This window comes from Streptomyces populi, assembly GCF_002911015.1.
GTDB classification, from domain to species: Bacteria; Actinomycetota; Actinomycetes; order Streptomycetales; family Streptomycetaceae; genus Streptomyces; species Streptomyces populi.
This window is the reverse complement of the sequence record NZ_KZ626871.1, coordinates 64,367-89,943: the sequence shown is the minus strand read 5'-3', so window position 1 is coordinate 89,943 and position 25,577 is coordinate 64,367. Positions and strand designations below refer to the sequence as shown.

Below are 25,577 nucleotides of genomic sequence, written 5' to 3'. Positions count from 1 at the left end.
CGGCCGGGGGGGTGCGGACGGCCGGGAGGTGCGGGCGGCCGAGGGGACGTGGGCGGTGCGCGTCAGACCTTCAGTGTCCTGATCGCGGTGGGCGCGTGGCCCGGTTCGGTCGCGATCTCCTCGAACTCGACCACGTCTCCGATGTCGTTCGTCCTGCTCATGGAGATGTTGGTGACGCGCTCCAGGATCGCCTCGACGACGACGGGGACCTGGAACTCGGCGGCGAGCTTCTTGGCCCGCTCGAAGGCGGCGCCGAGTTCGCCCGGGTCGGTGACCCGGATCGCCTTGCAGCCGAGGCCCTCGACGACCTTGACGTGGTCGACGCCGTAGACGCCGAGCTCCGGTGAGTTGATGTTCTCGAACTCCAGGTTGACCTGGAAGTCGATGTCCAGACCGAGCTGCGCCTGCCGGATCAGGCCCAGGTAGGCGTTGTTCACGAGGACATGGACGTACGGGATCCGGTGCTGGGCCCCGACGGCCAGTTCCTCGATCATGAACTGGAAGTCGTAGTCGCCGGAGAGCGCGACGACCTGCGCGCCGGGGTCGGCCCTGGCGACGCCGAGCGCGGCCGGGACGGTCCAGCCGAGCGGGCCCGCCTGACCGCAGTTGATCCAGTGGCGCGGCCGGTAGACGTGCAGCAGCTGGGCGCCGGCGATCTGCGAGAGACCGATGGTGGTGACGTACCGGGTCTCGGGGCCGAAGGCCTTGTTCATCTCCTCGTAGACGCGCTGCGGCTTGATCGGGACGTCGTCGAAGTGCGTCCGGCGCTGGAGGGTGGCCCGCCTCTCCTGCGCCGAGGCGGCCCACGCGGAACGGTCGGGCAGTCCGCCCGCCGCCTTCAGTTCCCCCGCCACCTCGACGAAGAGCTCCAGGGCGGCCCCGGCGTCGGAGGCGATGCCGAGGTCCGGGGCGAAGATCCGTCCGAGCTGGGTGGGCTCGACGTCGACGTGCACGAAGGTACGGCCCGCCGTGTAGACGTCCAGCCTGCCGGTGTGGCGGTTGGCCCAGCGGTTGCCGATGCCGAGGACGAAGTCGGACTCCAGGAAGGTGGCGTTGCCGTAGCGGTGCGAGGTCTGTAGGCCCACCATGCCCGCGTTGAGCTCGTGGTCGTCGGGCAGCACGCCCCACCCCATGAGCGTGGGGACGACCGGAATGCCCGTCAATTCAGCGAATTCGACGAGGAGTTCGGCGGCGTCGGCGTTGACGACCCCGCCGCCGGCCACGATCAGCGGGCGCTCGGACGCGTTCAGCATCCCGACCGCCTTCTCGATCTGGGCGCGGGTCGCGGCGGGCTTGTACGCCCGGAGCGGCTCGTACGTCCCGGGGTCGAACTCGATCTCGGTGAGCTGGACGTCGACGGGCAGGTCGACGAGGACGGGCCCGGGGCGCCCGGAACGCATGAGGTGGAACGCCTGCTGGAGGACACCGGGAACCTGCGCCGCCTCCAGCACGGTGACCGCCGCCTTGGTCACGGGGCGCGCGATCGCGGCGATGTCGACGGCCTGGAAGTCCTCCTTGTGGATCACTGCGGTCGGCGCCTGGCCGGTGATGCACAGGATCGGGACGGAGTCGCCGCTCGCGGAGTAGAGGCCGGTGATCATGTCGGTTCCGGCGGGGCCCGAAGTGCCCACGCAGACACCGATGTTGCCCGGGCGCGTCCGGGTGTAGCCCTCCGCCATGTGCGAGGCGCCCTCGACGTGCCGGGCGAGGGTGTGGCCGATCCCGCCGGACGCCTCGAGCGCCGCGTAGAAGGGGTTGATCGCCGCGCCCGGAACGCCGAACGCGTGGGTCACGCCCTCGCGCTTGAGGATCTCGACTGCCGCGCGGGCAGCGGTCATACGAGCCATGGAGTACTCCTGCCCGGACTGTCGGACTCGTGCTCCCGCCGCGCCCCGCGGAGAGCCGATTATTCCGCATCATGGAAAATTACTTCTACTATCTGGAAGGAATGTAGGCTTCGGGGCGGGGAGCGTCAAGGGCGGGCGGTGCGCCGAGCCGGTGCGCGTCGCGGCGTTTCGCTGCCGGACACCGCCCGGCAGGAGGACGATGGACGCGCCGATCCGATGTGAGCTTCTGGAGTGGGCCATGCCCGAGAGCGTGCCGGTGCGGTGTCCGGCCTGCCGCCGCGAGCACCTGTACGCGGTGCCGTCCTACCCCTGTGTGTGCGGATCGCCCGTGGCGGCACCGCTCGACCGGCTCGCGGAACCGGCCCCCGTCGTCCATCGCGCGTGGGACGACGAATGGACCGCGGTCCGGTGCGAAGCCTGCGGCCGCGAGACCCAGTGGCCCCACCCCGAACTGGGCTGCTCCTGCGGGACGACGCTGCGCATCCCACTGCGAACGGCCCCGGGACGGCACCCCGGCCCCGCCGCGCCCCGGGCCGCCGAGGACGGCGACCGCGGCAGGAACCGGGGAGCGGCGGCCGACGCGTTCCGGGGCGGCGGCGAGGGCGAACTCCACGACGAAAAGGCCGGCCCGGCACGGAGTGGCGGACCCGGGCGGGACCGGGAAGCCTCCGTCGGCGTTCCCCCTGAAGGGGAGGCCGAAGGCGGAACCGGTTCGGACCGCCGTGGAAGCGGGCGGCCCGGTCGTGACGGCGGGGACGGCAGGGACGGCGAGGCCGGCCGGAGGCCCGCGTTCCGGCCCGTCACCATCCGTACCGCGCGCGACGCCGTCACCGCCGCCGCGCTGTATCTGGGCTGGCTCGGCTACCGCGACATCCGGCGCGCGGACCAGCGGCCCACGACCGGGATCGGGCTCGCCGCGCGCGGCATCCTGGCCCAGGTGGACCCCACCGCGCGGCCGGCCTCGCTGCGCGACGTGGAGTGCCTGTGGCTGACCGCCATGACGGAATCCTCGGACTGCGTCTTCTTCTCCCTGACCGGGTACGCCGAGGACGCCCGCGCCCGCGCCGACGCCCTCGGCGTCCCCCTCTTCGTCCTGGACCTCACGGGCACCCCCCGGCCGGTGAACAGCCCGGCCGACGAACTCATCGCCGTCACGGACTGACCACCGGCCACGGGCACCGCACCGGGAGCGCTCCGGGCGCCTACTCGGCGTACGTCTCCCGCAGTTCGATCTTCCGCACCTTCCCCGAGACCGTCATCGGGAAGGTCTCCAGGATGCGCAGCCGGCTCGGGACCTTGTAGTGCGCCAGCCTGCCCTCGCAGAACGCGCGCAGCTCGTCCAGGGTGAGGGGGTCGGCCGGGTCGCGCGGGATGACGCAGGCGAGCACCTCCTCGCCGTAGCGCTCGTGCGGGACCCCGACCACCTGGACGTCGGCGATCTTCGGATGGGCGTACAGGAACTCCTCGATCTCGCGCGGGTAGATGTTCTCGCCGCCCCGGATGATCATGTCCTTGATGCGGCCGACGATCTCGACGTACCCGTCCTCGCGCATCACGGCGAGGTCGCCCGTGTGCATCCAGCGCCCCGCGTCGACGGCCTCGGCCGTCTTCTCGGGTTCGTTCCAGTAGCCGAGCATCACACTGTAGCCGCGGGTGCACAGTTCCCCGGCGGTGCCGCGCGGCCGGGTCACCCCGTCCACCGGGTCGACGACCTTGACCTCCAGGTGCGGCAGGACCCGGCCGACGGTGCCCGTGCGGTGTTCGAGGTCGTCGTCCCGGCGGGTCTGGAGCGAGACGGGCGAGGTCTCCGTCATGCCGTAGCAGATGGAGACCTCCTCCATGTGCATCTCGGCGACCACCCGTTTCATCACCTCGACCGGACAGGGCGAGCCCGCCATGATGCCGGTGCGCAGGGTGGACAGGTCGTACTCCGCGAAGTCGGGGAGGTTCAACTCGGCGATGAACATGGTGGGCACGCCGTACAGCGAGGTGCACCGCTCCTGCTGGACGGCCCGCAGCGTCGCCGCCGGGTCGAACGACGGGGCCGGGATCACCATGCACGCGCCGTGCGAGGTGGCGGCGAGGTTCCCCATGACCATGCCGAAGCAGTGGTAGAAGGGCACCGGGATGCAGACCCGGTCCTGTTCGGAGTAGGCGATCGACTCACCCACGAAATAGCCGTTGTTGAGGATGTTGTGGTGGGAGAGCGTGGCCCCCTTGGGGAAGCCCGTCGTGCCCGAGGTGTACTGGATGTTGATGGGGTCGTCGCAGGACAACTCGGCCTCACGTGCCTGGAGTTCGCCCCGCAGGTCGGGGGTGCCCCGACGGATCAGCGCGTCCCAGCCCGGGTCGCCGATGTAGACGGTCTCCTTCAACTCCGGGCACCTGTGCCGCACTTCCTCGACCATCGTCCGGTAGTCGCTGGTCTTGTGGCTGAGGGAGGCGAACAGCAGCGAGATCCCGGCCTGGTTCAGGACGTACTCGACCTCGTGGGTGCGGTAGGCCGGGTTGATGTTCACCATGACCGCGCCGACGCGGGCGGTGGCGTACTGGACGAGCACCCACTCGGGGCAGTTGACCGCCCAGACGCCCACCCGGTCGCCCTTGGCGACCCCGGACGCGAGCAGCGCGTACGCCAGCTCGTCCACCGCCGCGCCGAACTGCGCGTACGTCCAGCGCCGCCCCGAGGGCACGTCGACCAGCGCCTCCCGTTCCGGCCAGGCGGCGACGGCCCTCTCCAGGTTCGCCCCGATGGTGTCGCCGAGCAGCGCCGTGCCGCCCGTCCCGTGCGCGTACGACAGTTCACTCATCGGAAGTCCTCCTCGCGGTACTCGGCGTCCGAGCCGGCGGCCGTGGCCTCGCGCAGCTCGATCCGGCGGATCTTGCCGGAGACGGTCTTGGGCAGCTCGCCGAACTCCAGACGGCGGATGCGCTTGTACGGCGAGAGCACCGTGCGCGCGTGCTCGAAGAGGAGCTTGGCGGTGTCGGGGCCGGGCTCGTACCCGGCGGCGAGGACGACGTACGCCTTCGGGACGGCGAGGCGCAGTTCGTCGGGGGCCGGGACCACGGCGGCCTCGGCGACCGCCTCGTGCTCCAGGAGCGCGCTCTCCAGCTCGAAGGGCGAGATCTTGTAGTCGGAGGCCTTGAACACGTCGTCGGCGCGGCCGACGTAGGTGATGTAGCCGTCGGCGTCGCGCGAGCCGATGTCCCCGGTGCGGTAGTAGCCGCCCGCCATCGCCTCCGCCGTGCGGTCGGGGTCGCCGTGGTAGCCGGTCATCAGGCCCACCGGGCGCTCGGACAGGTCGAGGCAGATCTCGCCCTCCGTGGCGCCGGGCGCGCCCGTGACGGGATCGAGCAGTTCGACGCGGAAACCGGGGCTGGGACGGCCCATGGAGCCGGTCTTGAGCCGCTGACCGGGGCTGTTGGACACCTGGACGGCGGTCTCCGTCTGCCCGAAGCCGTCCCTGATGGTGACGCCCCAGGCCCGCCTGACCTGCTCGATGACCTCGGGGTTCAGCGGCTCGCCCGCGGCGACGACCTCGCGCGGCGGGGTCCGCAGCAGCCCCAGGTCGGCCTGGATGAGCATGCGCCACACGGTGGGCGGGGCGCAGAAGGTGGTGACGCCGGCCCGGTCCATCTCCGCCATCAGCCGGCCCGCGTCGAAGCGCGTGTAGTTGTACAGGAAGACGGTCGCCTCCGCGTTCCACGGCGCGAAGAGGTTCGACCAGGCGTGCTTGGCCCAGCCGGGTGAGGAGATGTTCAGATGGACGTCCCCGGGCTTCAGCCCGATCCAGTACATGGTGGCCAGGTGGCCGATCGGGTACGAGACGTGGGTGTGCTCCACCAGCTTGGGGCGGGCGGTGGTGCCCGAGGTGAAGTAGAGCATCAGGGGGTCGTCGGCGTGGGTGGGTCCGTCGGGCTCGAAGACGGCGTCGGCGTCGGCCGTCTCCTCGTAGGCGTGCCAGCCGGGGCGGGTGCCGCCGACGGCGATCCGGGTGTAGTCCCCCGGCACCGCGTCGAACTTCCCGGCGTCCTCGGCCCGCACCACGACGTGCCGCACCCGGCCGCGCTCGACCCGGTCTTCCAGATCGGCGGGGCCCAGCAGCGGGGTGGCCGGGATGACGACGGCGCGCAGCTTCATCGCGGCCAGCGCCGTCTCCCACAGCTCGACCTGGTTGCCGAGCATGACGAGGACGCGGTCCTCGGCGCCCACGCCCCGCTCGCGCAGCCAGTTGGCCACCCGGTTCGAGCGCTCGGACATCTCGGCGAAGGAGACCTCGACACGTCCGCCGTCCTCCTCCACGATGTGCAGGGCGGTGCGGTCGTTGTCGCGCGCGATGACGTCGAACCAGTCGAGGGCCCAGTTGAAGAGCTCCGGGCGGGGCCAGCGGAAGCCCTCGTAGGCCGTGGTGTGGTCCGTCCGGTGCTCCAGCAGGAAGTCCCGTGCGGCACGGAACTCCTCCGCCCTGCCCGTCGTCGCCGTCATGTGTCCTCCTCGTTGCCGGACCGCCGCCTACCATCGTGTATTCCGTGATGCAGGTCTCACCACCCCCGAACGGGGGTGCGCCGCGACGAAGGGGTGAGCAGGTGGCAGCAGACACGGCCGAGTCGGTGGAAGTGCGCGCCGCGCTGGTACGGCTGCGGCGTGCCACGGGACTGCCGGTGGCCTTCGGCGGCCTGGTGGACCCCGGGGGGCGGCTGGTGCGCATCAGCGAGCTGAGCGGTACGGCGACGCCCGCCCTGAGCGCGCTCGCGGTCTCCTCGGGCAACGGCCTGGGCGGCAAGGCGGTGGCCCTCGCCCGGCCCTGCGCGGTGAGCGACTACCCGGCCTCGCGGCAGATCAGCCACGAGTACGACACGGCGGTGGCGACGGAGGGACTGTGCTCGGTGCTCGCGGTCCCCGTCGTCGTGCGGCGCCGGGTGCGCGGAGTGCTGTACGGCGCCCTGAGGACGGCCCGGCCGCTGGGCGACCGGGCGCTGGGAGCGGCCGTCGCGGCGGCCCGGGACGTGGAGCAGGCGCTGGTCGTCCGGGACGAGGCCCGCGATCTGCTCGACGCCGTCCGCGGGCCCGGCCCCGCGGCGGGAGCGGCGAAGGACGCGGCCTGGGAGGAGGTGCGCGAGGCGCACGGGGCGCTGCGGGCGCTGGCCCCGCGGATCGCCGACCCGCGCCTGCGGGCCGAGCTGCTCTCGGTGTGCGGCCGGCTGGCCGGTGCGGTGGCCCCGTCCGCGGGGGCGCCGCGCGAGGTCGGGCTGGCTCCGCGCGAGGTGGACGTCCTCGCCTGCGTCGCGGCGGGGGCGACCAACGCGGCCGCCGCCGAGCGGCTGGGGCTGCGTCCGGAGACGGTCAAGGGGTACCTGCGTTCGGCGATGCGCAGGCTCGGCGCGCACACTCGTCTGGAGGCGGTCGTCGCCGCGCGCCGGGCCGGGGTGCTGCCTTAGCGCACCGTCCGCTTCGGCACCCTCCATTCAATCGTCCGGACGGTGAAATGACGTATGCGCAACATCTGTTATTTCCCTCACCACCCGGACTGTCCGAAATTCAAAGAGACCTTGCCTAATATTGGCCAGGACACGACACACGAGGGGAGCGGTGACCGTGCGAGGGGACTTCCATGAACCTGCCAGATCACGCCCCGACCTGGTCATCGGCCGGGAGGAACTCTTCGCGGGGGCACGCGAGCAGCTGTCCGGGGGCGGCAGTGTGCTCGTGCACGGGCCGGCGGGAATAGGAAAGTCGACCGTCCTGCGGGCGCTGGCCGCCGAATGCGCCGAATCGGCGCGGACCGTCTTGCGTTGCTCGGCCACCGAGTCCGAATCCCATCTCCCCTTCCTCGCCCTGGCCGACCTCCTCGGCCTGGTCGTCGACGAGATAGCCGACCGGCTGCCCGCCCCGCAGCGCACCGCCCTGGAGTCGGCGCTCACCGGCCGCGGTGAGTCCACCCTCCAGCGCGACGGCCTGGCGCTGCGGCTCGCGGTGCTGTCGGCGTTCCGCGCCCTGGCCGCGCGGGGGCCGGTGCTGATCGTCGCGGACGACCTGCAGTGGCTCGACCCGGCCAGCGCCGAACTCCTCGGCTTCGCCGCCCGCAGGCTCGGCGGCACCCCGGTCCGCATGCTCACCGCGGTCCGTACGGAGACCGAGCCCCAGGCACAGGACCACGACCGCTTTCTCCGCGCGTCTGTCCCGGAGACCCTGGCCCTGCGGGTCGCCCCGCTGGCCCGCGCCAAGGTGGCCGAACTCCTCGCGCGGCGCGGCTACACCGGCCTGCCCCGCTCCACCGTGCGCGACATCCACCGCACCAGCGGCGGCAATCCGCTCTTCGCGCTGGAGCTGGGCCGCGCCCTCGCCGAGTCCCCCACCCGGCCGAGTCCGGGCGAGCCGCTGCCCGTGCCGACGTCCCTGCGCGCACTCGTCCTGAGCCGCCTGGACATGCTGTCCGCCGAGGCCCGCCACACCCTGCTGGTGGCGAGCGCGGGAGCCCGCCCGACCCTGGCCCTGCTGCACGCGGCGGGCCGGGAGAACGCCGAGGCCGAGACCGGCTCGGCCGCCGCCCTCGGGCTCCTCTCCACCGAACGCGACGCGCCCGGCATCCGTTTCGCGCACCCGCTCGTCTCGGCCGCCCTGTACGCGGAGGCCGACGCGCAGGAGCGGCGCGCCGCGCACTCCGCCCTGTCCCGCGCGGCCTCCGACCCCATCGAGCGGGCCCGGCACCTCGCGCTGGCCACCATCGGCACCGACCCCGCGGTCGCCGCCCGGCTCGGCGAGGCCGCGGCCGCCGCCCGTGACCGCGGCGCCCCCTCCGTCGCCGTCGGGCTCGGACTGCTCGCCGCCCGCCACACGCCGGCCGACGCGCTGCCCGGCCCGGACGAGCGGCGGCTGGGGGCCGCCGAGGACGCGCTGACGGCCGGGGAGACGGACCTCGCCCGGGACATCGCCCGCCAGGTGCTGTCACGAGCCACCGCCCCCGCCGAACGGGTCCGGGCCTGGATGATCGTCGTCGACTCCGCCGGACAGGCCATGGCCGAGATCGACGCCGTCTTCCCGCAGGCGCTCGCCGACGCGGGCGACGATCCGGGCCTGGTCGCCCTCGTGCGCTACCAGCTCGGCTGGCGGGCCCTGCTGATGGACGGCGAGATGACCAAGGCCCGTGAGGAGGCCGCCCGGTCCGCGCGGCTCGCGGCACGCGCCGGGGACCGGCGCACCGAACTCCTCGCGCTCGGCTTCCAGGCGCAGATGGAGACCCTGATGGGGCACCCGGACGCGCCCTCGACGATCCAGCGGGCGATGCGTGAGCCGCAGGACCCGCGGGTCGCCTGCGACCACAACGGCGCCGGCGCCGCCCGCTTCCGCTGGCTCATCATGGGCGACCGGCTCGCCGAGGCCCGTACCGCCATCACCACGCTGCTGCGCGAGGTGCAGCGGCGCGGCATGGTCGAGAGCGAACTGCACTTCCTGCGCGGCCTGGCCGAGACCGAGCTGCGCTCCGGTCACTGCGGCCGCGCCCTCGACCTGGCCCGGGAGAGCCTGCGGCTGGCCCGCGACACCGGCATCGGCGAGGCGGCCACCGCCATGTTCACCTCGCTCGCCGAGGCGGCGGGCGGTGACGTGGACCGGGCGCTCTCGCTCGCCCGCGAGGCCGTGGACCGCGCCGAGGAGGACGGCGACATGGTCTACCTCTCGCGCGCCCTGGGCGCCCTCGGGCACGCCCAACTGGTCGCCGGGGACGCGTCGGCCGCGGTGGGCTCCCTGCGCCGGGTCCGGGAACTGGAGGAGGGGCTCGGTGTCATCGACCCCGCCCGGGGCCGCTGGCACGGGGACCTCGCCGAGGCCCTGGTCAGGATCGGCGAGACCGCGGAGGCGCAGGACGTCATCGACGTGACCCGCCGGCGCGCGCTCAGGCTGGAACGCGAGAGCGTGCTCGCCGTGCTCGACCGCGCCGAGGCGCTGGTCCGGGCCGCGCGCGGCGAACAGGGACCGGCGGAACGCCAGTTGGCCTCCGCGCAGGACCGCCTCGGCAAGCTGGGCTACGGCCTGGAGGAGGCCCGCGCCGCGTACGCCCTCGCCGGTCTGCGCACCTTCCCCCAGGCCGCCGGCTCCGCCCGGGCAGGGGGGACCGTCGTACCCGGGCCCGCCTCCTACGACGAGGCGGCCCGGCTGTTCCGCCGGTGCCGTGCGCTGCCCTGGCTCCGGCAGATCGAGGCGGCGGCCGCGCACCCGCCGGCCGCGCCGCCCCTCGCCCCCGCCGCCCTCGACACCCTCGCGGCCACCGAGCGTCAGGTCGCCGCCCTGGTCATGGAGGGCGCCACCAACCGCGAGATCGCCGGGCGCCTGTTCATCAGCGTCAAGACCGTGGAGGCCACCCTCACCCGGGTGTACCGGAAGCTGGGGATACGGTCGCGGGTCGACATCGTGCGGCTGGCGGCGGAGCGCAGGCCCGACTGACGCGGTCGCGGACCGGTGGCGCGTCGTCCCGTGCGACGCCGGGGAGCCGGCTCCGGCGGGCCGCAGCCGGAAGGCCGTTCGGACCGGGCGGTCTCCGGCGAGCCGCAGCCGGACCGGGAGCCGTTCGCCGCACCACCGCCGACACCTGCGGCCGGACCGGGGACCGTTCGTCGTGCCGTCGGTGGCGGGGCGCGGTCGGGTCAGGGGCCGCCGGGCCGAAGCGATGACGTGGGTCCTGCGGGAAGCGGCCGGACCGGTGAGACTGCGGGCCAAGGCGGTGACGCTCCGGCCCGTGGCGGTAGAGCCCCGGGCCGGGGCGGTATGGCTGCTGGGTGACTCCTCCGGGTGAACGTGCGTCGGACGGGCGGGGCCCCCGGGCCGGGACCAACCGGACGGCGCCCCCGTCAAACACGGCCTGCGCCGTGCAAGGGTTTTCCCTCCCCCGGCTCCACTAGGGGGTTCCCCCATTGGGAGGGAGCGGTCCCACCCCCTAGCGTGTGGCCGTGCCGCTCGCTCGGGCCTACGACACCCCACCCAGAGGTGCCGTGACTCAGTCCCCCCACACCCGCGCGTCCCCCCACCGGCAACTTTCAAGGAGACCGATGTTCGGGCTCAACCGCGTCAAGAAGAGCGCCACCGTCTGTGCGGCGACCGCCGCAGCCGCCACCACCACGCTGCTCGGCGCCCCCTCCGCCGCAGCCGCTCCTCAGCCCATCGTCGGCGGCACGACGACCACGACGACCGCGTACCCGTTCATGATGCAGATCACCGACGCCAGGCAGAACCAGTTCTGCGGCGGCACCCTCGTCGCCGCCGACAAGGTCGTGACCGCCGCCCACTGCGTGTCGGGCGAGACCACCAGCAGCATCCGCGTGGTGGGCGGCAGGACGTACCTCAACGGCACGGACGGCACCGTCGGCAGGGTCGGCAGGATCTGGATCAACCCGGACTACAGGGACGCCACCGACGGCGACGACGTGGCCGTGCTGACCCTGTCCACGCCGATGCCGTACACCCCGGCGCCGTACGTCTCGCCCTCGGACACCGGCCTGTACGCGGCCGGCACCACGGCCCGGATCGTCGGTTGGGGCACCACCTCGGAGAACGGCAGCTCCTCCAACCAGCTGCGCACCGCGACCGTCCCGATCGTGTCCGACTCCAGCTGCACGAGCTCGTACGGCTCCGACTACGTCGCCTCCGACATGGTCTGCGCCGGTTACGCGGCCGGCGGCGTCGACACCTGTCAGGGCGACAGCGGCGGCCCGCTGCTCATCAACGGCGTGCTGGCCGGCATCACCTCCTGGGGCGAGGGTTGCGCGGAGGCCGGTTACCCGGGCGTCTACACCCGCCTGACGACGTTCTCCAGCCTGGTGACCGAGCAGGTCAACTCGTAGGAGAAGATGATCTCCTGAGTACCCCTCAGGTACAAGCCGAGGGGCGTTGCGAGCCTCCACGAGCGGTCCGCAACGCCCCTCATCCAATGGTTCGGCCTCCCGCACACCTGCCGGCGGACGGCTTCCCCGCGCGCCCTACCGTCCGCCGGCGTTCAAGGCCGCGCGACCGTGCCGAAACGGACGCCGTGGCCCTCCCCGGCGTGCATCGCCGTGAGCATCCGCTCCCCCTCCTCGGTGACCTCGTCGCGCTGCGCCTTCGTGAGCCTCCCGAAGGGTTCGACGACGAGCGCACCCTCCTCCAGCTTCCACAGGCCGGCGACGAAACCGTCGACGAGCAGGGTGCGGTAGGCCTGGTTCCCCCGCCAGGTACGCCCCTTGAGGTCAGCGGGGACGACCCGGGAGCGGTCGGAGTGGGACAGCAGCAGATTGTCGAACTCGGGCAGGAAGCGGGGCGGGGCGGGGGTGTCCGGGTCGGGCCGGGACGCGTCGGGAAGGTCGAAGAGCTCCACTCCGTTCTCGTCGCGGAACACCGCCAGACCGGGCCGGAGCCGCTCGAAGACCTCGCGGAGCCGGGTCAGGCCGGACCAGGTCTGCATGTCCTTGACCGAGGCGGGGCCGAAGGCGGCGAGATAGCGCGGCACGGTCGCGTCGGGCGCGGGGGCGGGCTCGGCCGGGCGGCCCAGCCAGTGCTCGACGGTGGTGAGGGCGACCTGGCCGCTGCGGCCCCACAGCCCGCGCGGGGTGACCTGGACGAGCGGCAGGGTGCAGCGGGCCGCGACGGTCAGGGCGAACGGGTCGGCCTGCGGCCAGTGCGCGAGCAGTTCCCCCCGGAGCTGCTTCATCGTGCGCGGTTCGGCCTCCACCAGCTCCCGGCTGATCGCGGCGAGCCGGTCCAGGTCGACACCGGTGAGCCCCTTGCGGAAGTGCACCAGTTCCCGGTCGCGGGCGGCCTGCACCAGCGGACGCAGGGTGAGGGCGTCCTGGGCGGTGTGCGTGTGGATGGTGGAGCGCATGGTGACGATCCGGACGACGTCGCGTTCCTCCATGGCCGTCGAGAGCGGCTCGGGCCCGAAGCCGTCCAGGCGGGCCGCGAGGGCGTAGTACGGCGGCTTCACGTTCTGCGCCTGGAGGCCGAGGAGGTGCTCGACGGCGGCCGTCACGGACAACGGGGAGCGGCGCAGCAGGAGCTGACGGTCGAGGGTCGCGCGGTTGAGGGCGCGGGTGCCGAGCACGGGGGCCGTCGCGGTCGTCTTCGTCATACCCGGCACGCTAGCGCCGCTCGCGGACACCTCCTGTCCGCAACTCTCACCCGATCCCGTCCGGACGGCGGCCCGCGGACCGTTTGCCCCGTATATCCTGCCCGGAGATCGCGCAGACGTACGTCCGACCCTGGAGGCAGCCGCGATGTCCGAGCGACGCGCCCGCCCGTCCTCGGAGGACCCGCGGAACACGAGTGGCACGGACGGCTCCACGGAGGCGAAGGACTCCGGGGGTCCGAAGGGCGCGAGGGCCGCGCGGAGGTCTCTGTGGCGGCGCGCCCTGACCCCGCCGCCCGCGCCCGCCCCGCGGCCGTCGGTCCCGCACGGCCCGTCCCCGGCACCCGGGCCCCCCGAGGTCGTCAGCGTCGTCCAGTCCGCCCTGTACCGCGACGGAGTGCGGGTGTCGGCGCCCGCTTCGCTGGCCGAGACCTTCCGTGAACTGCGCGAGCAGCCGGACGGCATGGCGTGGATCGGTCTGGCCCGTCCGACGGCGGCCGAACTCCATTCCCTGGCCGCCGAGTTCGATCTGCATCCGCTGGCCGTCGAGGACGCGATGGAGGCGCATCAGCGTCCGAAGCTGGAGCGGTACGGCGAGACGCTCTTCGTCGTCCTGAGCGCGGCCCGCTATCTGGACGCGGCCGAGGAGGTCGACTTCGGCGAACTGCACGTGTTCGTGGGACCGGACTTCGTGATCACGGTCCGGCACGGCGCGGCACCGGATCTCTCGGCGGTGCGCCGCCGCATGGAGGGCAGTCCGGAACTGCTGCGGCTCGGCCCGGAGGCCGTGCTGTACGCGATCCTCGACTCCGTCGTCGACGGTTACGTGCCGGTGGTCTCCGGCGTCCAGAACGACATCGACGAGATCGAGACCGAGGTCTTCCGCGGCGACCCCGCGGTGTCCCGCCGCATCTACGAACTCTCCCGCGAGATGGTCGAGTTCCAGCGCGCCACCCGCCCGCTGGTCGGCATGCTGCACAACCTGATGGCCGGCTTCGCCAAGTACCGCACGGACGAGGAACTCCAGCGCTACCTGCGCGACGTCGCCGACCACGTCACCCACACCAGCGAGCGGGTCGACGGCTTCCGCCAGGCCCTCACCGACATCCTCACCGTCAACGCGACCCTCGTCACCCAGCAGCAGAACGCCGAGATGCGGGCGTTGGCGGAGGCGGGCTTCGAGCAGAACGAGGAGATCAAGAAGATCTCCTCCTGGGCGGCCATCCTGTTCGCCCCGACCCTGGTCGGCACGATCTACGGCATGAACTTCAGCCACATGCCGGAGCTGCACTGGGCGTTCGGGTATCCCTTCGCGATCGTCCTGATGGCCGTCGTCTGCACGAGCCTGTACTTCGTCTTCAAACGGAAGGACTGGCTCTGAGCAACCGGCCGCCCGGGGCTTGCGCCGGGGCGTCACGGGGCGGACGCGACCGCCGGGAACCCCACCCGCGGACGGCAGTCCGGAAGCCCTCGGCGGTACGGGACACGGGGCTGCTCAGTCGTCGTCACCGCCACCACCGCCGCCGCGGCGACCGCGTCTGCCGGAGCTGCTCACCACCTCGCCGACCGCGAGCGTCACGACCGCCACGACGTGGACCCAGCGGGGGCCACCGCCCCTGGCGTCCCGGAACACGCAGACGCATCCCAGGACGACGAGCAGCAGAACCCCGGACAGGACGATGACGGCCACGGATCTCCCCCTGATGGTTCGCGCTTCGATCTGCCCGGTGAGACGGGACGCCCGGACCAACGGTTGCAGGGGACGGCAGGCGATCTTCCCGAGCTGGATCCGGTGCGCTCCGGGGCCGACCGTTCAAGTCCGCCCTGGGCAGCGGCAAGGTCGTCAAGGGACGGGACCGGGGTGAGGGGGATGAAGGGCGGCGGCCGACGCGAGATCATCGTTCCGCCGCGTACCGGAGTCGCGCCGGGTGTTCGAGCACCCCTTCGCGAGGGGTGGTGCGAGGGCCCGGCCGGGGGACGGTTCCCTCGCTGGCCGGGCCCCCGTGTCACAGGGTGCGCAGCACCTCCAGACGTACGGCGGTCGACGCCTTGTCCAGTGCGGAGCGGCACTCCTCGTGCGTCGCGCCGACCGCCGTGACCAGTGCGTAGCGGCTGGACACATGGCCGTTCGGCGGCAGGCGCAGCTCCTGGCCGGGCAACGCGATGGCCAGGGCCGTGTCCACCGGGGCGGGCAGCGCGGGCGCGTCGATGACGACCTCGCGCGCGATGCAGTCCGCCCGCGGGTAGTGGAAGCGCACGGCCGCGACGGCACGCCGGTCCGGACGTACGTCCGGCCGCACTCCGCAGGCCACCCGTGCCGCGACGAGCGCCGCGTCGACGCCGAGCGCGAGGCGCCCGATGTCGGGGATGCGGTCCCCGCCGATCCGCGCGTTGATCTCGACGACCTTGGGGCCCTCCGCCGTGAGCCGCAGCTCCGTGTGCGTCCAGCCGGTGGTGAAGCCGACCGCCGCGTGCGCGGCGGTCACCACGTCGAGCACGGCCGGATCGGTGAGCAGCGGGTCCCCGGCGTCGACCAGGTGTCCCGTCTCTTCGAAGTACGGCGGGAAGCCGCACTCCTTGCGCGCCACGAAGGCGGGGTGCATCCGTCCCTCGTACCAGGCGGCGTCGACACTGATCTCGGGACCGTCCAGGTACTGCTCGACCAGGACGTCCCCCGGTGCCACCTCCACCGCGCCCGGGGCCGTCGCCCCGCGCGCCAGGCGGAAGCGGCTGGAGAGCAGGGCGGGTTCGTCGACCTTCGCCACGCCCGTACTCGCGTTCAGCGCACGGGGCTTGAGGACGAGCGGGTAGCCGACGAGGGCGGCCGCGGCCCGCGCCTGGGGCAGCGACCTGACCAGCTCGGACCGGGCCTGCGGCACCCCTGCCCCGCGCAACGCCTCGCGGGTGGCCCACTTGTCGCGGCAGCGCAGCGTCGCCTCCGGCGGGCTGCCCGGCAGACCGAGCAGCCGCGCCAGTTCGGCGGTGTGGACGACCCGGGTGTCGTCCCAGGTCATCACTCCCTCGTAGGGGAGTCCGCGTACCGCCTCGGCCATGGCCGTGACGTCCGTGGTGTCCACCACCGTGTGCCCGCTCAGGTAGGGCTCCTCCCACAACGGCGCCCGATCCGCGAGGAGATGGACCTCGTACTCCTTCGCGACGGAACGCAGCAGGTACTCGCGGTACGCCTGCGAGCCGGCGCCGACCAGCAGCAGCGTCACGGCCGGGCCTCCGCTCCGTCGAGGTGCGCGGCGAGCGCCCGCACGGTCCGGTGGAGGTACAGCTGCGGCAGCGGGAACGAGGGCATGCCCGCCGTCCGCAGCGCCACCAGCAGCCGTACGCCCAGGAGGGAGTTGCCGCCGAGCGCGAAGAAGTCGTCGTCCGGGCCGACCCGGAAGCCGAAGACCTTCTCCCACACCGCGCGCAGCCGGGACTCGGTGTCGTCGCCCTCGGGCGGCGCTCCCTCGTCCGGTCCCTGCGTCAGCGGCTCGGGCAGACGTGCCGTGTCCACCTTGCCGTTGGGGGTCAGGGGCAGCGCGGGCAGCGCGGTGAGCGTGGACGGCACCATGTGCTCGGGCAGGAAGCGCGCCGCGTGCTGCCGCACCTCCGCGGTGTCGCCGGCGGCCCCGTCGCGGAAGACGACGTACCCGTCGAGGCGGGCACCCGCCGTGTCGGCCGCGTCGCCCGTCTGCCTCAGGACGACCGCGGCGGCCCCCACGTCCGGCGCGTCCAGCAGGCGCGCCCTGATCTCGTCCAGCTCGATGCGGAAGCCGCGCAGCTTCACCTGGCTGTCGAGGCGTCCGAGGTGCTCCAGACGTCCGTCGGGCAGCAGCCGCCCGCGGTCGCCGCTGCGGTACATCAGGCCGGGCGCGTGCGGGTCGGGCAGGAAGCGCTGGGCAGTCAGCTCCGGGCGGTTGAGGTACTGCCCGGCCACCCCCAGACCGCCCACGTAGATCTCGCCGGCGACTCCCGGGGGCACCTCGCGGCGTTCGGGGTCGAGGACGTACAGGTGCCAGCCGGGCAGGGCGGGCCCGACCGAGCGCGAACCCGCCAGCGCCTCGCGGCGGGTGACGGTCTGCGCGGTGACGTGCACGGTCGTCTCGGTGATCCCGAACATGTTGACCAGGCGGCACGCCCACTCGGGGTGCCGGTCGAGCCAGAAGCGCAGCGGCCTCGTGTCGAGCGGCTCCCCGCCGAAGACGACCAGGCGCACCGAGTCGGAGACCCGCTTCTCCCGGTCGGCGGTCATGAGCTGGGCGAAGGCGCTCGGTGTCTGGCTGAGCACCGTCACCCGCTCGGCGGCGAGCAGCGCCGCGAACTCGGCCGGGTCGCGCGAGGCCCAGTAGGGCACGACGACCAGGCGTCCGCCCGTCATCAGGCAGCCCCAGATCTCCCACACCGAGAAGTCGAAGGCGCTGGAGTGGAAGAGCGTCCAGGTGTCGTCACCGCCGAGCCCGAAGTCGTCCCGCGTGGCGTGCATCAGCGCGCCGACGTTGCGGTGCGGGACCACGACGCCCTTGGGGCGGCCGGTGGAGCCCGAGGTGTAGATGACGTAGGCGGCGGCGTCGGCCGGGAGGTCGGCCGGTTCGAACGGCTCCCGGCCGTTCCCCGCGAGCTCGTCGGGCCGTACGGTCCGGGCGCCGTCCCGCCGCGGGAAGGTCTCCGACTCCGTTACGACCAGAGTGAGTTCGGCGTCCTCGCTGGTGTAGGCGAGACGGTCCGCCGGATAGGCCGGGTCCATCGGGACGTACGTGGCCCCGCAGGTGAGCACCGCGAGCAGCACCACCACCAGGTCGAGCGACCGCTCCAGGCAGACGCCGACCCGGTCGCCCGGCACGACCCCCAGATCACGCAGCGCGGCGGCGTACTCGTCGCCCCGCTCGACCAGTTGACGGTACGTCAACTCCTGCTGCTCGAAGGACACGGCGGGCGCGTCCGGTGTGTTCCGGGCCCAGGCGCGCACGACCTGCTCGATGCGCTCGTCCGGCACCTCGGGCGCGCGGCCCAGGCCGCCGAGCACGGCCAGCTCGCGCAGCCGCTCCTCGTCGAAGAGGGGTATGTCGCCGACCCGGGTCCCGGGGTCCGCGCCGGTCAGCGCCCGGTGCGCCGTGACCAGCATGCCGGTCAGCCACGCGACCGAGGCGTCCGCGAACGCGGAGTGACGGTGCTGGACCACTCCCCCCAGGACCGTGGAGCCGTCGTCGGCCACGTGCACCGACAGCGCGTGCACCGGGTCCAGGAAGGGCCGGTGCGCCAGCGGCTCCGCCTTGACGCCCTCGCCGGTCAGGGCCTCGGGCGTCTCGGTGGTGGTCAGACCGACCAGGGGCGCCCGGCCGGTCGCGGGCACGGCCCGGTCCACCTGCTCCAGGTACTGCGCCACCGTCGCGGACGCGTCGACCGTGAAGGTCAGCGCCCGCTCGGCGTCCACGCCGAGCGTGACCTCGGCGCCGGCCGTGCAGCGCGCGAGGACCAGCCCCAGTGCGGCCCTGAGCGTGAGCGAGGCGGGCGCGCCGCTGTCGGCCGGGACCGAGAAGCGGTGCAGCCCCGTCGTGGTGGCGCCCGGGGTGCCGAGCCCCCACTCCGGTGCCTCGGTCCGGTCGAGTCCGGCGAGCGCGGTACGCAGCCGCTCGCCGTGCTCCCGCGGTACGGCGGCCGGCCGCACCGGCTCCACGAGCAGCGCCTGCGCCAGCTCGTACGGGTCGGCGAGCACGGCCCGGTGCGCCACCACGACCAGGTCCGCGGCCCCGTCCTCGTACCGCAGCAGGACCGTGCGCAGCCCGGGTCCGGTGCGCGGGTCGGCCGGCCGTGACAGTTCCCGCTCGCGGTGGAGTGCGGCGGTGCCGGAGTCCGCTCCCGCGGGCACGTCCTCGACCCACAGGCGCGCGCCGTCGGCGGCGAGCGCCAGGTTCCGGCGCAGCCGCTCGGGGTCGGCGCCCGTGTGCACCCGCAGCGCGAGCGCCTGGCACAGTCGTCCCGTGTCGTTCATCGTCTTCCCCTCCGGGTACTCCTCACGGGCGCTCACCGGCTCGTGAACCCGCCGTCGACGGTGACCGTGGAGCCCGTCACCTGGCGCGAGTCGTCCGAGCCGAGCCACACCGCGGCACCGGCCACGTCCTCCGGCTCGATCAGCCGGTTCATGGGCTGCGCCGCCACGAAGGTCTCCTCGTGCTCCTGGACCGGTACCTCCAGGGACCGGGCGATCTCCGTGAGCATCCGGCCCTCGGCCGCGTCGTCGTCGCGCACCGAGCCGGGGCACAGCGCGTTCACCCGTACCCCGAACGGCGCGAGGTCCAGGGCCGCCGCCTTGGTCAGGCCGACCAGGGCGTGCTTCGCGGTGACGTACCCGGCGAAGTGCCGGTAGCCGACCAGGCCCGCCGTGGACGCCACGTTGATGACGCTGCCCGCGCGCTGGGCCGTCATCGCCGCGCCCACGGCCCGGATCATCCGCCAGGCACCCGAGACGTCGACGTCGAGCATCAGGTCCCACTCGTCGGGCGTGATGTCGTGGACCGTCTTGCCCGACGGGGCGGCTATACCAGCGTTGTTGAGCAGGACGTCGATGCGGCCGAACCGGTCGAGGGCGCCCTCCACGACCGCGCGCACGGCCTCCAGGTCGCGGACGTCCGCCATGGCGGTCGACACCGTGCCGCCCTCCTCCCGGCACATCCGGGCGGTGTACTCCAACTGGCTCCGCGTGCCCAGCGGGTAGGGGACGCCGTCGAGGTCGTCACCGATGTCGGTCAGCAGCAGGTCCGCCCCGGCCCGGGCGTACGCGAGGGCGCACGCCCGGCCGATGCCACGGGCCGCGCCCGTGACGAGTGCCACCTTGCCCGTGAGCGGGGCGGCGGTGCGCACGGCGTTCACCGGCCCACCCCCTGGGCGGCCAGTTCCTCGTCGAGGAGGCGGACCAGACCGGCGGGCGAGTCGACCAGGTACATGTGGCCGCCCGGGAGTTCGACCTGACGGCAGCCGGCCGTGGTCGCCGCATCCCACTCGGCGGCCTGGGCGCGGTCCACCAGTTCGTCGACCTCGCCCCGGATGGAGACGATCGGTACGTCCAGCGGCATCTCGGACGGCGCGCGGTAGTTCTCGTGCATCTCCACGTCGGCGCGCAGCGGAGGCAGCAGCATCTCCCGCAGGTCGGGGTGCTCCAGGGCCGGGTGCGTGTACCCGGCGAACTCCTTGACCTGCTGGAGGAACTCGTCGTCGGTCAGGCCGGTGGCCCGGGTCTCGCGCTGCGTCCACGGTCCGGGCGAGCCGCTGACGAAGAGCTTGACGACCTCGGGGCCGCCGAGCGCGCTGATGCGGTGGGTCATCTCGTAGGCCAGGACCGCGCCGAGGCTGTGCCCGAACAGGGCGACGGCCGGGCTGCCCGCCACCTGGTCCAGGACGGTGGGCAGCAGGTCGTCGACGGCGGACACCACGTCGGTGTACAGCGGCTCGCCGAACCGCTCCTCGCGGCCCGGGAGCTGGACCGGGGTGATCAGGACGGTGTCGCTGCCGTACTCCTGGCAGCGGCGGAACGCGGAGGCTCCGGCGCCCGCGAACGGGAAGCACAGGACGGGGATCTGCATGTCAGCCCTCCAACTCGGCGGCGGACGCCCACGCCCGCGCGATCAGTTCACCGGTACCGGCGGGGTTTCCGCGCACGAAGTAGTGCCCGCCACCCGCCAGTTCACGGAAGCTCACGTCCTTCGCGACGCGCTCCCAGCAGCGGTACTCCCCGGCGGCGTGCGCGAGGCCCTTGTCGTCGTCGGCGACGACGACCGTGAAGGGTGCCTCGATGCGCCAGTCCGGCTCCTCCTCGGTCACGCCGATGAAGTAGCGGTAGCCCCCGCACACGTCGTGACGGAACAGGTCGCCCATGAAGGACGTGTAGCGCCGGTCGAGGCCGTCCAGCTCGGTGTAGCCGGTCTCCTCGACCATGTACGAGATGATCTCGTCGTCCGTCCAGGTCTCGATCATGTCGATCGACTCCTGCATGTCCTTCGCGGGCGGCAGCAGCTTGGACCCGATGAACACGTGCCGCAGGTCGAAGCCCCGCTCCTCCAGGACGCGGGCCAGCTCCACCGTGACGGCGGCGCCACCGCAGTGCCCCCACAGGATCAGCGGCAGGTCGGCCTTCCGCTCGATCTCGTCCGCCGTCCGCGTCACCGTCTCCACGACGTCGGTGAACTCGCCGGGCCGGCTGGGGTTGTGGCCGGGCGGCTCCAGGCCGTACACCACGAGCGACGGGTCGAGCTTCTCGATCTCCTCGGCGAGCGGCTTGAAGTTCACCGGGTGTCCGCAGGGGTACGGCACGCACACCACGGCCGCCCTGGCGCCCTCGGCCTTCGAGGTGAGCAGGTGCAGCAGCTCCTCCCCGGTCTCCTCGTGGTCCCGCCCCTCGACGAGCGCGGCGAGTTCGGTGAGCCGGGGGACCCGGGTCAGGTCGGAGAGCGTGACCAGGCCGTCGAGTTCCAGGACGACCCGCAGTGCCGACAGGGAGTTGCCGCCGAGCGCGAAGAAGTCGTCGTCCGCCCCGATCTCCCCGGCGGTGAGTCCGAGGACGCTCTGCCACGCCTCCCGGATCCGGGCGACGGTGGCCTCGCCGGCCGTGCCGCCGGACACCCGCGCGACGACGTCCGCCTCGTCGGCCCGGTCGCGGCCGAGCAGTGCCAGGTCCTCGTCGGCCAGCAGCCGCCTGGCGTCGTGCGGCGCGTCGGGCTCGCTCGCCATCAGTTCGAGGACGCGGACGAAGTAGCCGCCGATGCGGTCGATCTGCTCCTCGTCGTACAGATGCGTGTGGTAGTGCAGGCAGAGCTGCACCTCGTCGTCGAAGAAGTGCCGGGAGAACTCCGTGCGGAACGGGAACTCCGTCTCCGAGTCGACCCGCATGTCGAGCAGCGAGAACTCGGGCAGCTGCTGGAGGTTCTTCAGCAGGTAGAAGTGCGTGAAGTTGAACGTCGTCTCGAACAGCGTGCGCTGGGTGGAGAGGTCCTGCTTCATCTTCGCCATCGGGTACCGGCGGTGCGGCAGGAGGTCCAGCTCCGCGCGGTAGACCCCCCGGATCAGGTCCGCCCAGCTGCCCCCGCTCAGATCGACCTGGAACGGGACGGTGTTGAGGTGCAGGCCCAGCGTCGTCTCCGCGCCCGGCAGCTCCGGCCGGCCGCTGTGCTCGTAGCCGGTCATCACCTTGTCCTGGCCCGACACGAGGCTCAGCACCTTCATGTGCGCGGCCAGCAGCACGTCCTTGAACGGCACCGAGAGGGCGTCGGCCGTCGCCTCCACGCGCTCGGTGAGCCCCGCGGGCAGCGGTACGTCGCGCAGCACGACCTGGAAGTCGTCGGTCGCCACCGCGTCCGCCTTCGGCGGGACGTCGGCGGGCATCGCGTCCTCCATCACCTCCAGCCAGAAGTCCCGTGACGCCGGCGACCGCAGCGCCTCCGTCTCCAGGCCGACGAAGTTGCGCAGGTGGTTGTCGACCGCGGGCCGCGCCGTGTCCCGGCCCTCGCGCACCTGGTGGTAGAGCTCGAAGAGCTGCGTGTGCAGCAGCGAGATCGACCAGCCGTCCAGAGCCGAGTTGTGCTGGCTGACGGTGTACCGGTACAGCTCGTCGCTCAGCACCTGGACGTGCAGGGTGACCAGGCCGCCCTCCTCCCACACGAACCGGCGGGCCTTCTCGCGCGCCAGCCAGTCCTCGTGCCAGGCCTCCTGTCCGGCCCCGTCGAGGTGACGCAGGTCGGCGACGGTCAGCGGCGGCGGGACGTCCCGGTGCACGATCTGGAGGAACTCGCTGAAGCCCGTCAGGTGGTACGTCGTCCGCAGGATCGGGTGGCGCAGCGTCAGCAGCCGCACGGCCTCCGTGAACGCCTCCGTGTCGAAGGCGCCCGTGATCGAGTAGCTCAGCACGTCGTGGTACTGGCCGAGACCGCCCGTGATCTCCGTCTGGAAGATCAGGCCCGCCTGGAGCATCGACAGCGGGTAGGCGTCCTCCGCGTCCGCGGGCAGCAGCGCCCGGTCCGCCTCGGAGATCAGCTCGAACGGCTGGAACGCGCCCCGCGCGGCGACGTCCTCGGCGACCGTCGCCGACTCCGCCTCCGCCGCGATCGACTCGGCGAGCAGGGCGATCGTCTGGTGCCTGAACAACTGCTGGAAGGTGAAGTCGAGCCCCGCCTCGCGGGACTTGGCGAGCACCGACACGAAGTGGATCGAATTGCCGCCCAGCGCGAAGAAGTTGTCGTGGACGCCGACCCTCTCCCGGCCCAGCACGTCCTTCCAGATCTCCGCGAGGGTCCTCTCCCGCTCGTCGCGCGGGGCGACGTGCGCCGGGGCCTGCTTGCGCAGTGCCTCGGGACGGCGCAGCGCGGCCCGGTCCAGTTTGCCGTTCGGGGTCAGCGGCAGTTCGGCCACGGACACGATCCGGCCCGGCACCATGTACTCGGGCAGCGCGGCGCGCACGTGCTCCTTGAGCTGTGCCTCGGACGCCTCGCCGTCCAGGACGGCGAATCCGCGCAGCGACGTCTGCCATCCGTCGTCGACGGCCACGACCGCCGCGTCCCGCACCGCGTCGTGGGCGCGCAGCCGCTCCTCGATCTCGCCCGGCTCCACGCGGAACCCGCGCACCTTCACCTGGAGGTCGACCCGGCCCAGGTAGTCGACGGTGCCGTCGGGCAGCCAGCGCGCCCGGTCACCCGTGCGGTACAGCCGGTCCTCGCCCGTCGCCGCGCGCACCGCCTCGCCGGAGACGAACTTCTCGGCGGTCAGTTCGGGGCGGCCCAGGTAGCCGCGCGCCACGCCCACGCCCGCGACGTGGAGTTCGCCCGGTACTCCGACCGGTGTCTGGCACCCGTCCGCGTCGAGCACGTACAGCCTGATGTTGTCGATCGGGCGGCCGATGGGCAGCCGTGCCCGGTCGTCGAGCCCTTCGACGGGCTGGTGCGTGACGTCGACGGTCGCCTCGGTCGGCCCGTACAGGTTGATCAGCCGTGCGCCGGGCAGGAGTTCGGCGAACTTGACGGCCTGCGGGGTGCCCAGGGCCTCGCCGCTGGCGAAGACCTGGCGCAGGGCGCCCGGTCCCGCACCGTCGCCGAACCGGGCCAGGTACCCGAGGAACATCGTCAGCATCGACGGGACGAAGTGCGTGGTGGTGACCTTGTGCCGGTCCAGGGCGGCGACGAGCGCGGCCGGGTCCTTCTCCACGCCGGGCGCGGGCAGGGCGAGCGCCGCTCCGGTGAACGACCACCAGAACAGCTCCCACACCGACACGTCGAAGGAGATCGACGTCTTCTGGAGCACCACGTCGTCGGGGCCGATGGGGTAGGCGCGCTGCATCCACTGGAGCCGGTTGACCGCGCTGCGGTGCTCCACCAGGACGCCCTTGGGGCGCCCGGTCGAGCCCGAGGTGTAGATGACGTAGGCCCCGTCGCCCGCGCCGGAGACCGCCTCCGGGGCCGAACCGTCCGCCGCGTACGACGCCTCGTCGTCCAGGTCGAGGCCGGGCGCGCCGCCGAGGAGGGAGGCGAACCGGGCCTGGTGGAGCACGAGTCGGGCGGCGCTGTCGGAGAGCAGGTGGTCGATGCGGGCCTGCGGGTACGACGGGTCGACGGGCAGGTAGGCGCCGCCGGCCTTGAGCACGGCCAGGACCGCCGTGATCATCTCGGGCGACCGCTCGGCGACCAGCGCGACGATCGAGTCCCGGCCGACCCCTCGTTCCCGCAGGGTACGGGCCAACCGGTTGGAGCGTGCGTCCAGTTCGGCGTACGACACCGTCCGGTCGTCGCTCAGCAGGGCGGGTGCGTCCGGGGTCCGGGCGGCCTGCGCGGCGAACAGGCCGTGCAGGGTGGCCTCCGTGTCGAAGGGGTGCTCGGTCGCGTTGGCCGCCGCGACGACGGCCTCGTCCTCGGCGGTCCGCAGGTCGATCTCGCCCACGGGCGTGTCGGGCGAGGCGGCGGCCCGCTCCAGGAGCAGGGCGTAGTGCGCTCCGATGCGTTCGATCGACGCCCCGGCGTAGCGGGCGGTGTCGTAGGAGAGGGTCACGACCAGTTCCGCGGCGTCACGGGAGACGGTGAGACGGACGCCGTCGCCGGAGGTGTCGGGGACGTCGTGGAACCCGTCGAGCGTCACCGCGGTGGCGAAGGCGTCGGTGTGGCCCAGCTCGGCGGCCAGGGCGGCCACCGCGCAGTCCTGGTGTTCCTCCGCCTCGCGGACGGAGGCGGCCACCCGGCCCAGCAGCTCCCGCAGGGAACCGCCGGTCCCGACGCGCAGCGGCAGCGGGCCGCCCGCGAACTCGGGCGCGGCACCGCGCGTCGGCTGGGCTATCGTCACCTCCTCCTCGCCGGTGTGACGGCCGAGCAGGGCCGCCAGGGCGGAGACGAGGACGATGGAGAGCATCTCCGGCTGGTCGCGGCTGATCCGGTCGAGCCGCTCGGTGAGCGTCGTGCCGAGGCGTACGGCGTGGGTGCCGTGCTCCGGGTGTGCCTGCCCGCCCTCGGCCGGGCGGGGACGGAAGTCGGCCAGGAAGCCGGGCACCTGGGTGAGCGAGGCCAACTGGGATCGCCAGTAAGCGGCCTGGGGGGTCGAAACGGAGTGGTTGGCCTCAGGGTCGAGCAGTGGCATGGGTTTCTCCTGCACTGAGCTGTGAACCGTCGGTAGTCGTGTCCGT

Annotated in this window: 15 protein-coding genes; 5 read left to right on the top strand and 10 right to left on the bottom strand. The window is 73.0% G+C overall.

The genetic code is table 11. From position 1 onward, the window contains the following. Nucleotides 1-62: 62 nt before the first annotated feature. Entirely contained in the window at nucleotides 63-1,847 is a 1,785-nt protein-coding gene (gene gcl / locus CW362_RS18380; protein ID WP_103550578.1) for a glyoxylate carboligase, read from the bottom strand. Nucleotides 1,848-2,085: 238 nt separating this feature from the next. On the opposite strand from gcl, the gene CW362_RS18375 reads away from it, so the two are divergent. Further along, complete coding sequence (locus CW362_RS18375) at nucleotides 2,086-3,009, top strand: hypothetical protein (RefSeq protein WP_103550587.1); 924 nt, start codon at nucleotides 2,086-2,088, stop codon at nucleotides 3,007-3,009. Between the two features lie 40 nt (nucleotides 3,010-3,049). Here the strand turns inward: CW362_RS18375 and CW362_RS18370 are convergent, their stop codons facing one another. Together CW362_RS18370 and CW362_RS18365 are read right to left on the bottom strand one after the other, a co-directional pair. Next, nucleotides 3,050-4,657 carry an AMP-binding protein gene (locus tag CW362_RS18370; RefSeq protein ID WP_103550577.1) on the bottom strand — a complete coding sequence of 536 codons (1,608 nt, stop codon included), beginning with the start codon at nucleotides 4,655-4,657 and terminating at the stop codon, nucleotides 3,050-3,052. Next, nucleotides 4,654-6,333: an AMP-binding protein gene (locus CW362_RS18365; RefSeq protein WP_103550576.1), complete on the bottom strand. Its 1,680-nt coding sequence runs from the start codon at nucleotides 6,331-6,333 to the stop codon at nucleotides 4,654-4,656. The genes CW362_RS18370 and CW362_RS18365 overlap by 4 nt, the downstream gene beginning before the upstream one ends. Before the next feature lie 101 nt (nucleotides 6,334-6,434). Here CW362_RS18365 and CW362_RS18360 point away from each other — a divergent pair, with 101 nt between their 5' ends. From CW362_RS18360 to CW362_RS18350, 3 genes are all read left to right on the top strand, one after another. Further along, nucleotides 6,435-7,286 (top strand): helix-turn-helix transcriptional regulator, encoded by an 852-nt coding sequence (locus CW362_RS18360; RefSeq protein WP_103550575.1) that lies wholly within the window; start codon nucleotides 6,435-6,437, stop codon nucleotides 7,284-7,286. A 151-nt stretch (nucleotides 7,287-7,437) separates the two neighbouring features. Then, nucleotides 7,438-10,287: a helix-turn-helix transcriptional regulator gene (locus tag CW362_RS18355; protein ID WP_206300982.1), complete on the top strand. Its 2,850-nt coding sequence runs from the start codon at nucleotides 7,438-7,440 to the stop codon at nucleotides 10,285-10,287. A 602-nt stretch (nucleotides 10,288-10,889) separates the two neighbouring features. Beyond that, a complete protein-coding gene (locus CW362_RS18350) occupies nucleotides 10,890-11,681 on the top strand; it encodes a S1 family peptidase (RefSeq protein WP_103550574.1) in 792 nt (263 codons plus the stop codon). Nucleotides 11,682-11,833: 152 nt separating this feature from the next. Here CW362_RS18350 and CW362_RS18345 read toward each other — a convergent pair whose 3' ends face one another. Beyond that, nucleotides 11,834-12,940: a winged helix DNA-binding domain-containing protein gene (locus CW362_RS18345; protein ID WP_103550573.1), complete on the bottom strand. Its 1,107-nt coding sequence runs from the start codon at nucleotides 12,938-12,940 to the stop codon at nucleotides 11,834-11,836. 145 nt (nucleotides 12,941-13,085) lie between these two features. Here CW362_RS18345 and CW362_RS18340 point away from each other — a divergent pair, with 145 nt between their 5' ends. Further along, a complete protein-coding gene (locus CW362_RS18340) occupies nucleotides 13,086-14,318 on the top strand; it encodes a magnesium and cobalt transport protein CorA (protein ID WP_103550572.1) in 1,233 nt (410 codons plus the stop codon). Between the two features lie 114 nt (nucleotides 14,319-14,432). On the opposite strand, the gene CW362_RS18335 is transcribed toward CW362_RS18340, so the two are convergent. The 6 genes from CW362_RS18335 to CW362_RS18310 all read right to left on the bottom strand — a co-directional run bounded on the left by CW362_RS18335 (nucleotide 14,433) and on the right by CW362_RS18310 (nucleotide 25,531). Continuing rightward, nucleotides 14,433-14,627 carry a hypothetical protein gene (locus CW362_RS18335; protein ID WP_103550571.1) on the bottom strand — a complete coding sequence of 65 codons (195 nt, stop codon included), beginning with the start codon at nucleotides 14,625-14,627 and terminating at the stop codon, nucleotides 14,433-14,435. A 316-nt stretch (nucleotides 14,628-14,943) separates the two neighbouring features. Continuing rightward, the gene (locus CW362_RS18330) at nucleotides 14,944-16,155 is read right to left on the bottom strand and encodes an ATP-grasp domain-containing protein (protein ID WP_103550570.1); all 1,212 of its coding nucleotides are present in this window, start codon (nucleotides 16,153-16,155) and stop codon (nucleotides 14,944-14,946) included. Next, the gene (locus tag CW362_RS18325; RefSeq protein WP_103550585.1) at nucleotides 16,152-18,920 is read right to left on the bottom strand and encodes an amino acid adenylation domain-containing protein; all 2,769 of its coding nucleotides are present in this window, start codon (nucleotides 18,918-18,920) and stop codon (nucleotides 16,152-16,154) included. The genes CW362_RS18330 and CW362_RS18325 overlap by 4 nt, the downstream gene beginning before the upstream one ends. A gap of 32 nt (nucleotides 18,921-18,952) precedes the next feature. Continuing rightward, nucleotides 18,953-19,798, bottom strand: a complete 846-nt coding sequence (locus CW362_RS18320) for an SDR family oxidoreductase (RefSeq protein WP_240657855.1) — start codon at nucleotides 19,796-19,798, stop codon at nucleotides 18,953-18,955. Then, nucleotides 19,795-20,508 carry a thioesterase II family protein gene (locus CW362_RS18315; RefSeq protein WP_103550569.1) on the bottom strand — a complete coding sequence of 238 codons (714 nt, stop codon included), beginning with the start codon at nucleotides 20,506-20,508 and terminating at the stop codon, nucleotides 19,795-19,797. The genes CW362_RS18320 and CW362_RS18315 overlap by 4 nt, the downstream gene beginning before the upstream one ends. A gap of 1 nt (nucleotide 20,509) precedes the next feature. Continuing rightward, nucleotides 20,510-25,531: a non-ribosomal peptide synthetase gene (locus tag CW362_RS18310; protein WP_103550568.1), complete on the bottom strand. Its 5,022-nt coding sequence runs from the start codon at nucleotides 25,529-25,531 to the stop codon at nucleotides 20,510-20,512. Nucleotides 25,532-25,577 lie beyond the last annotated feature (46 nt).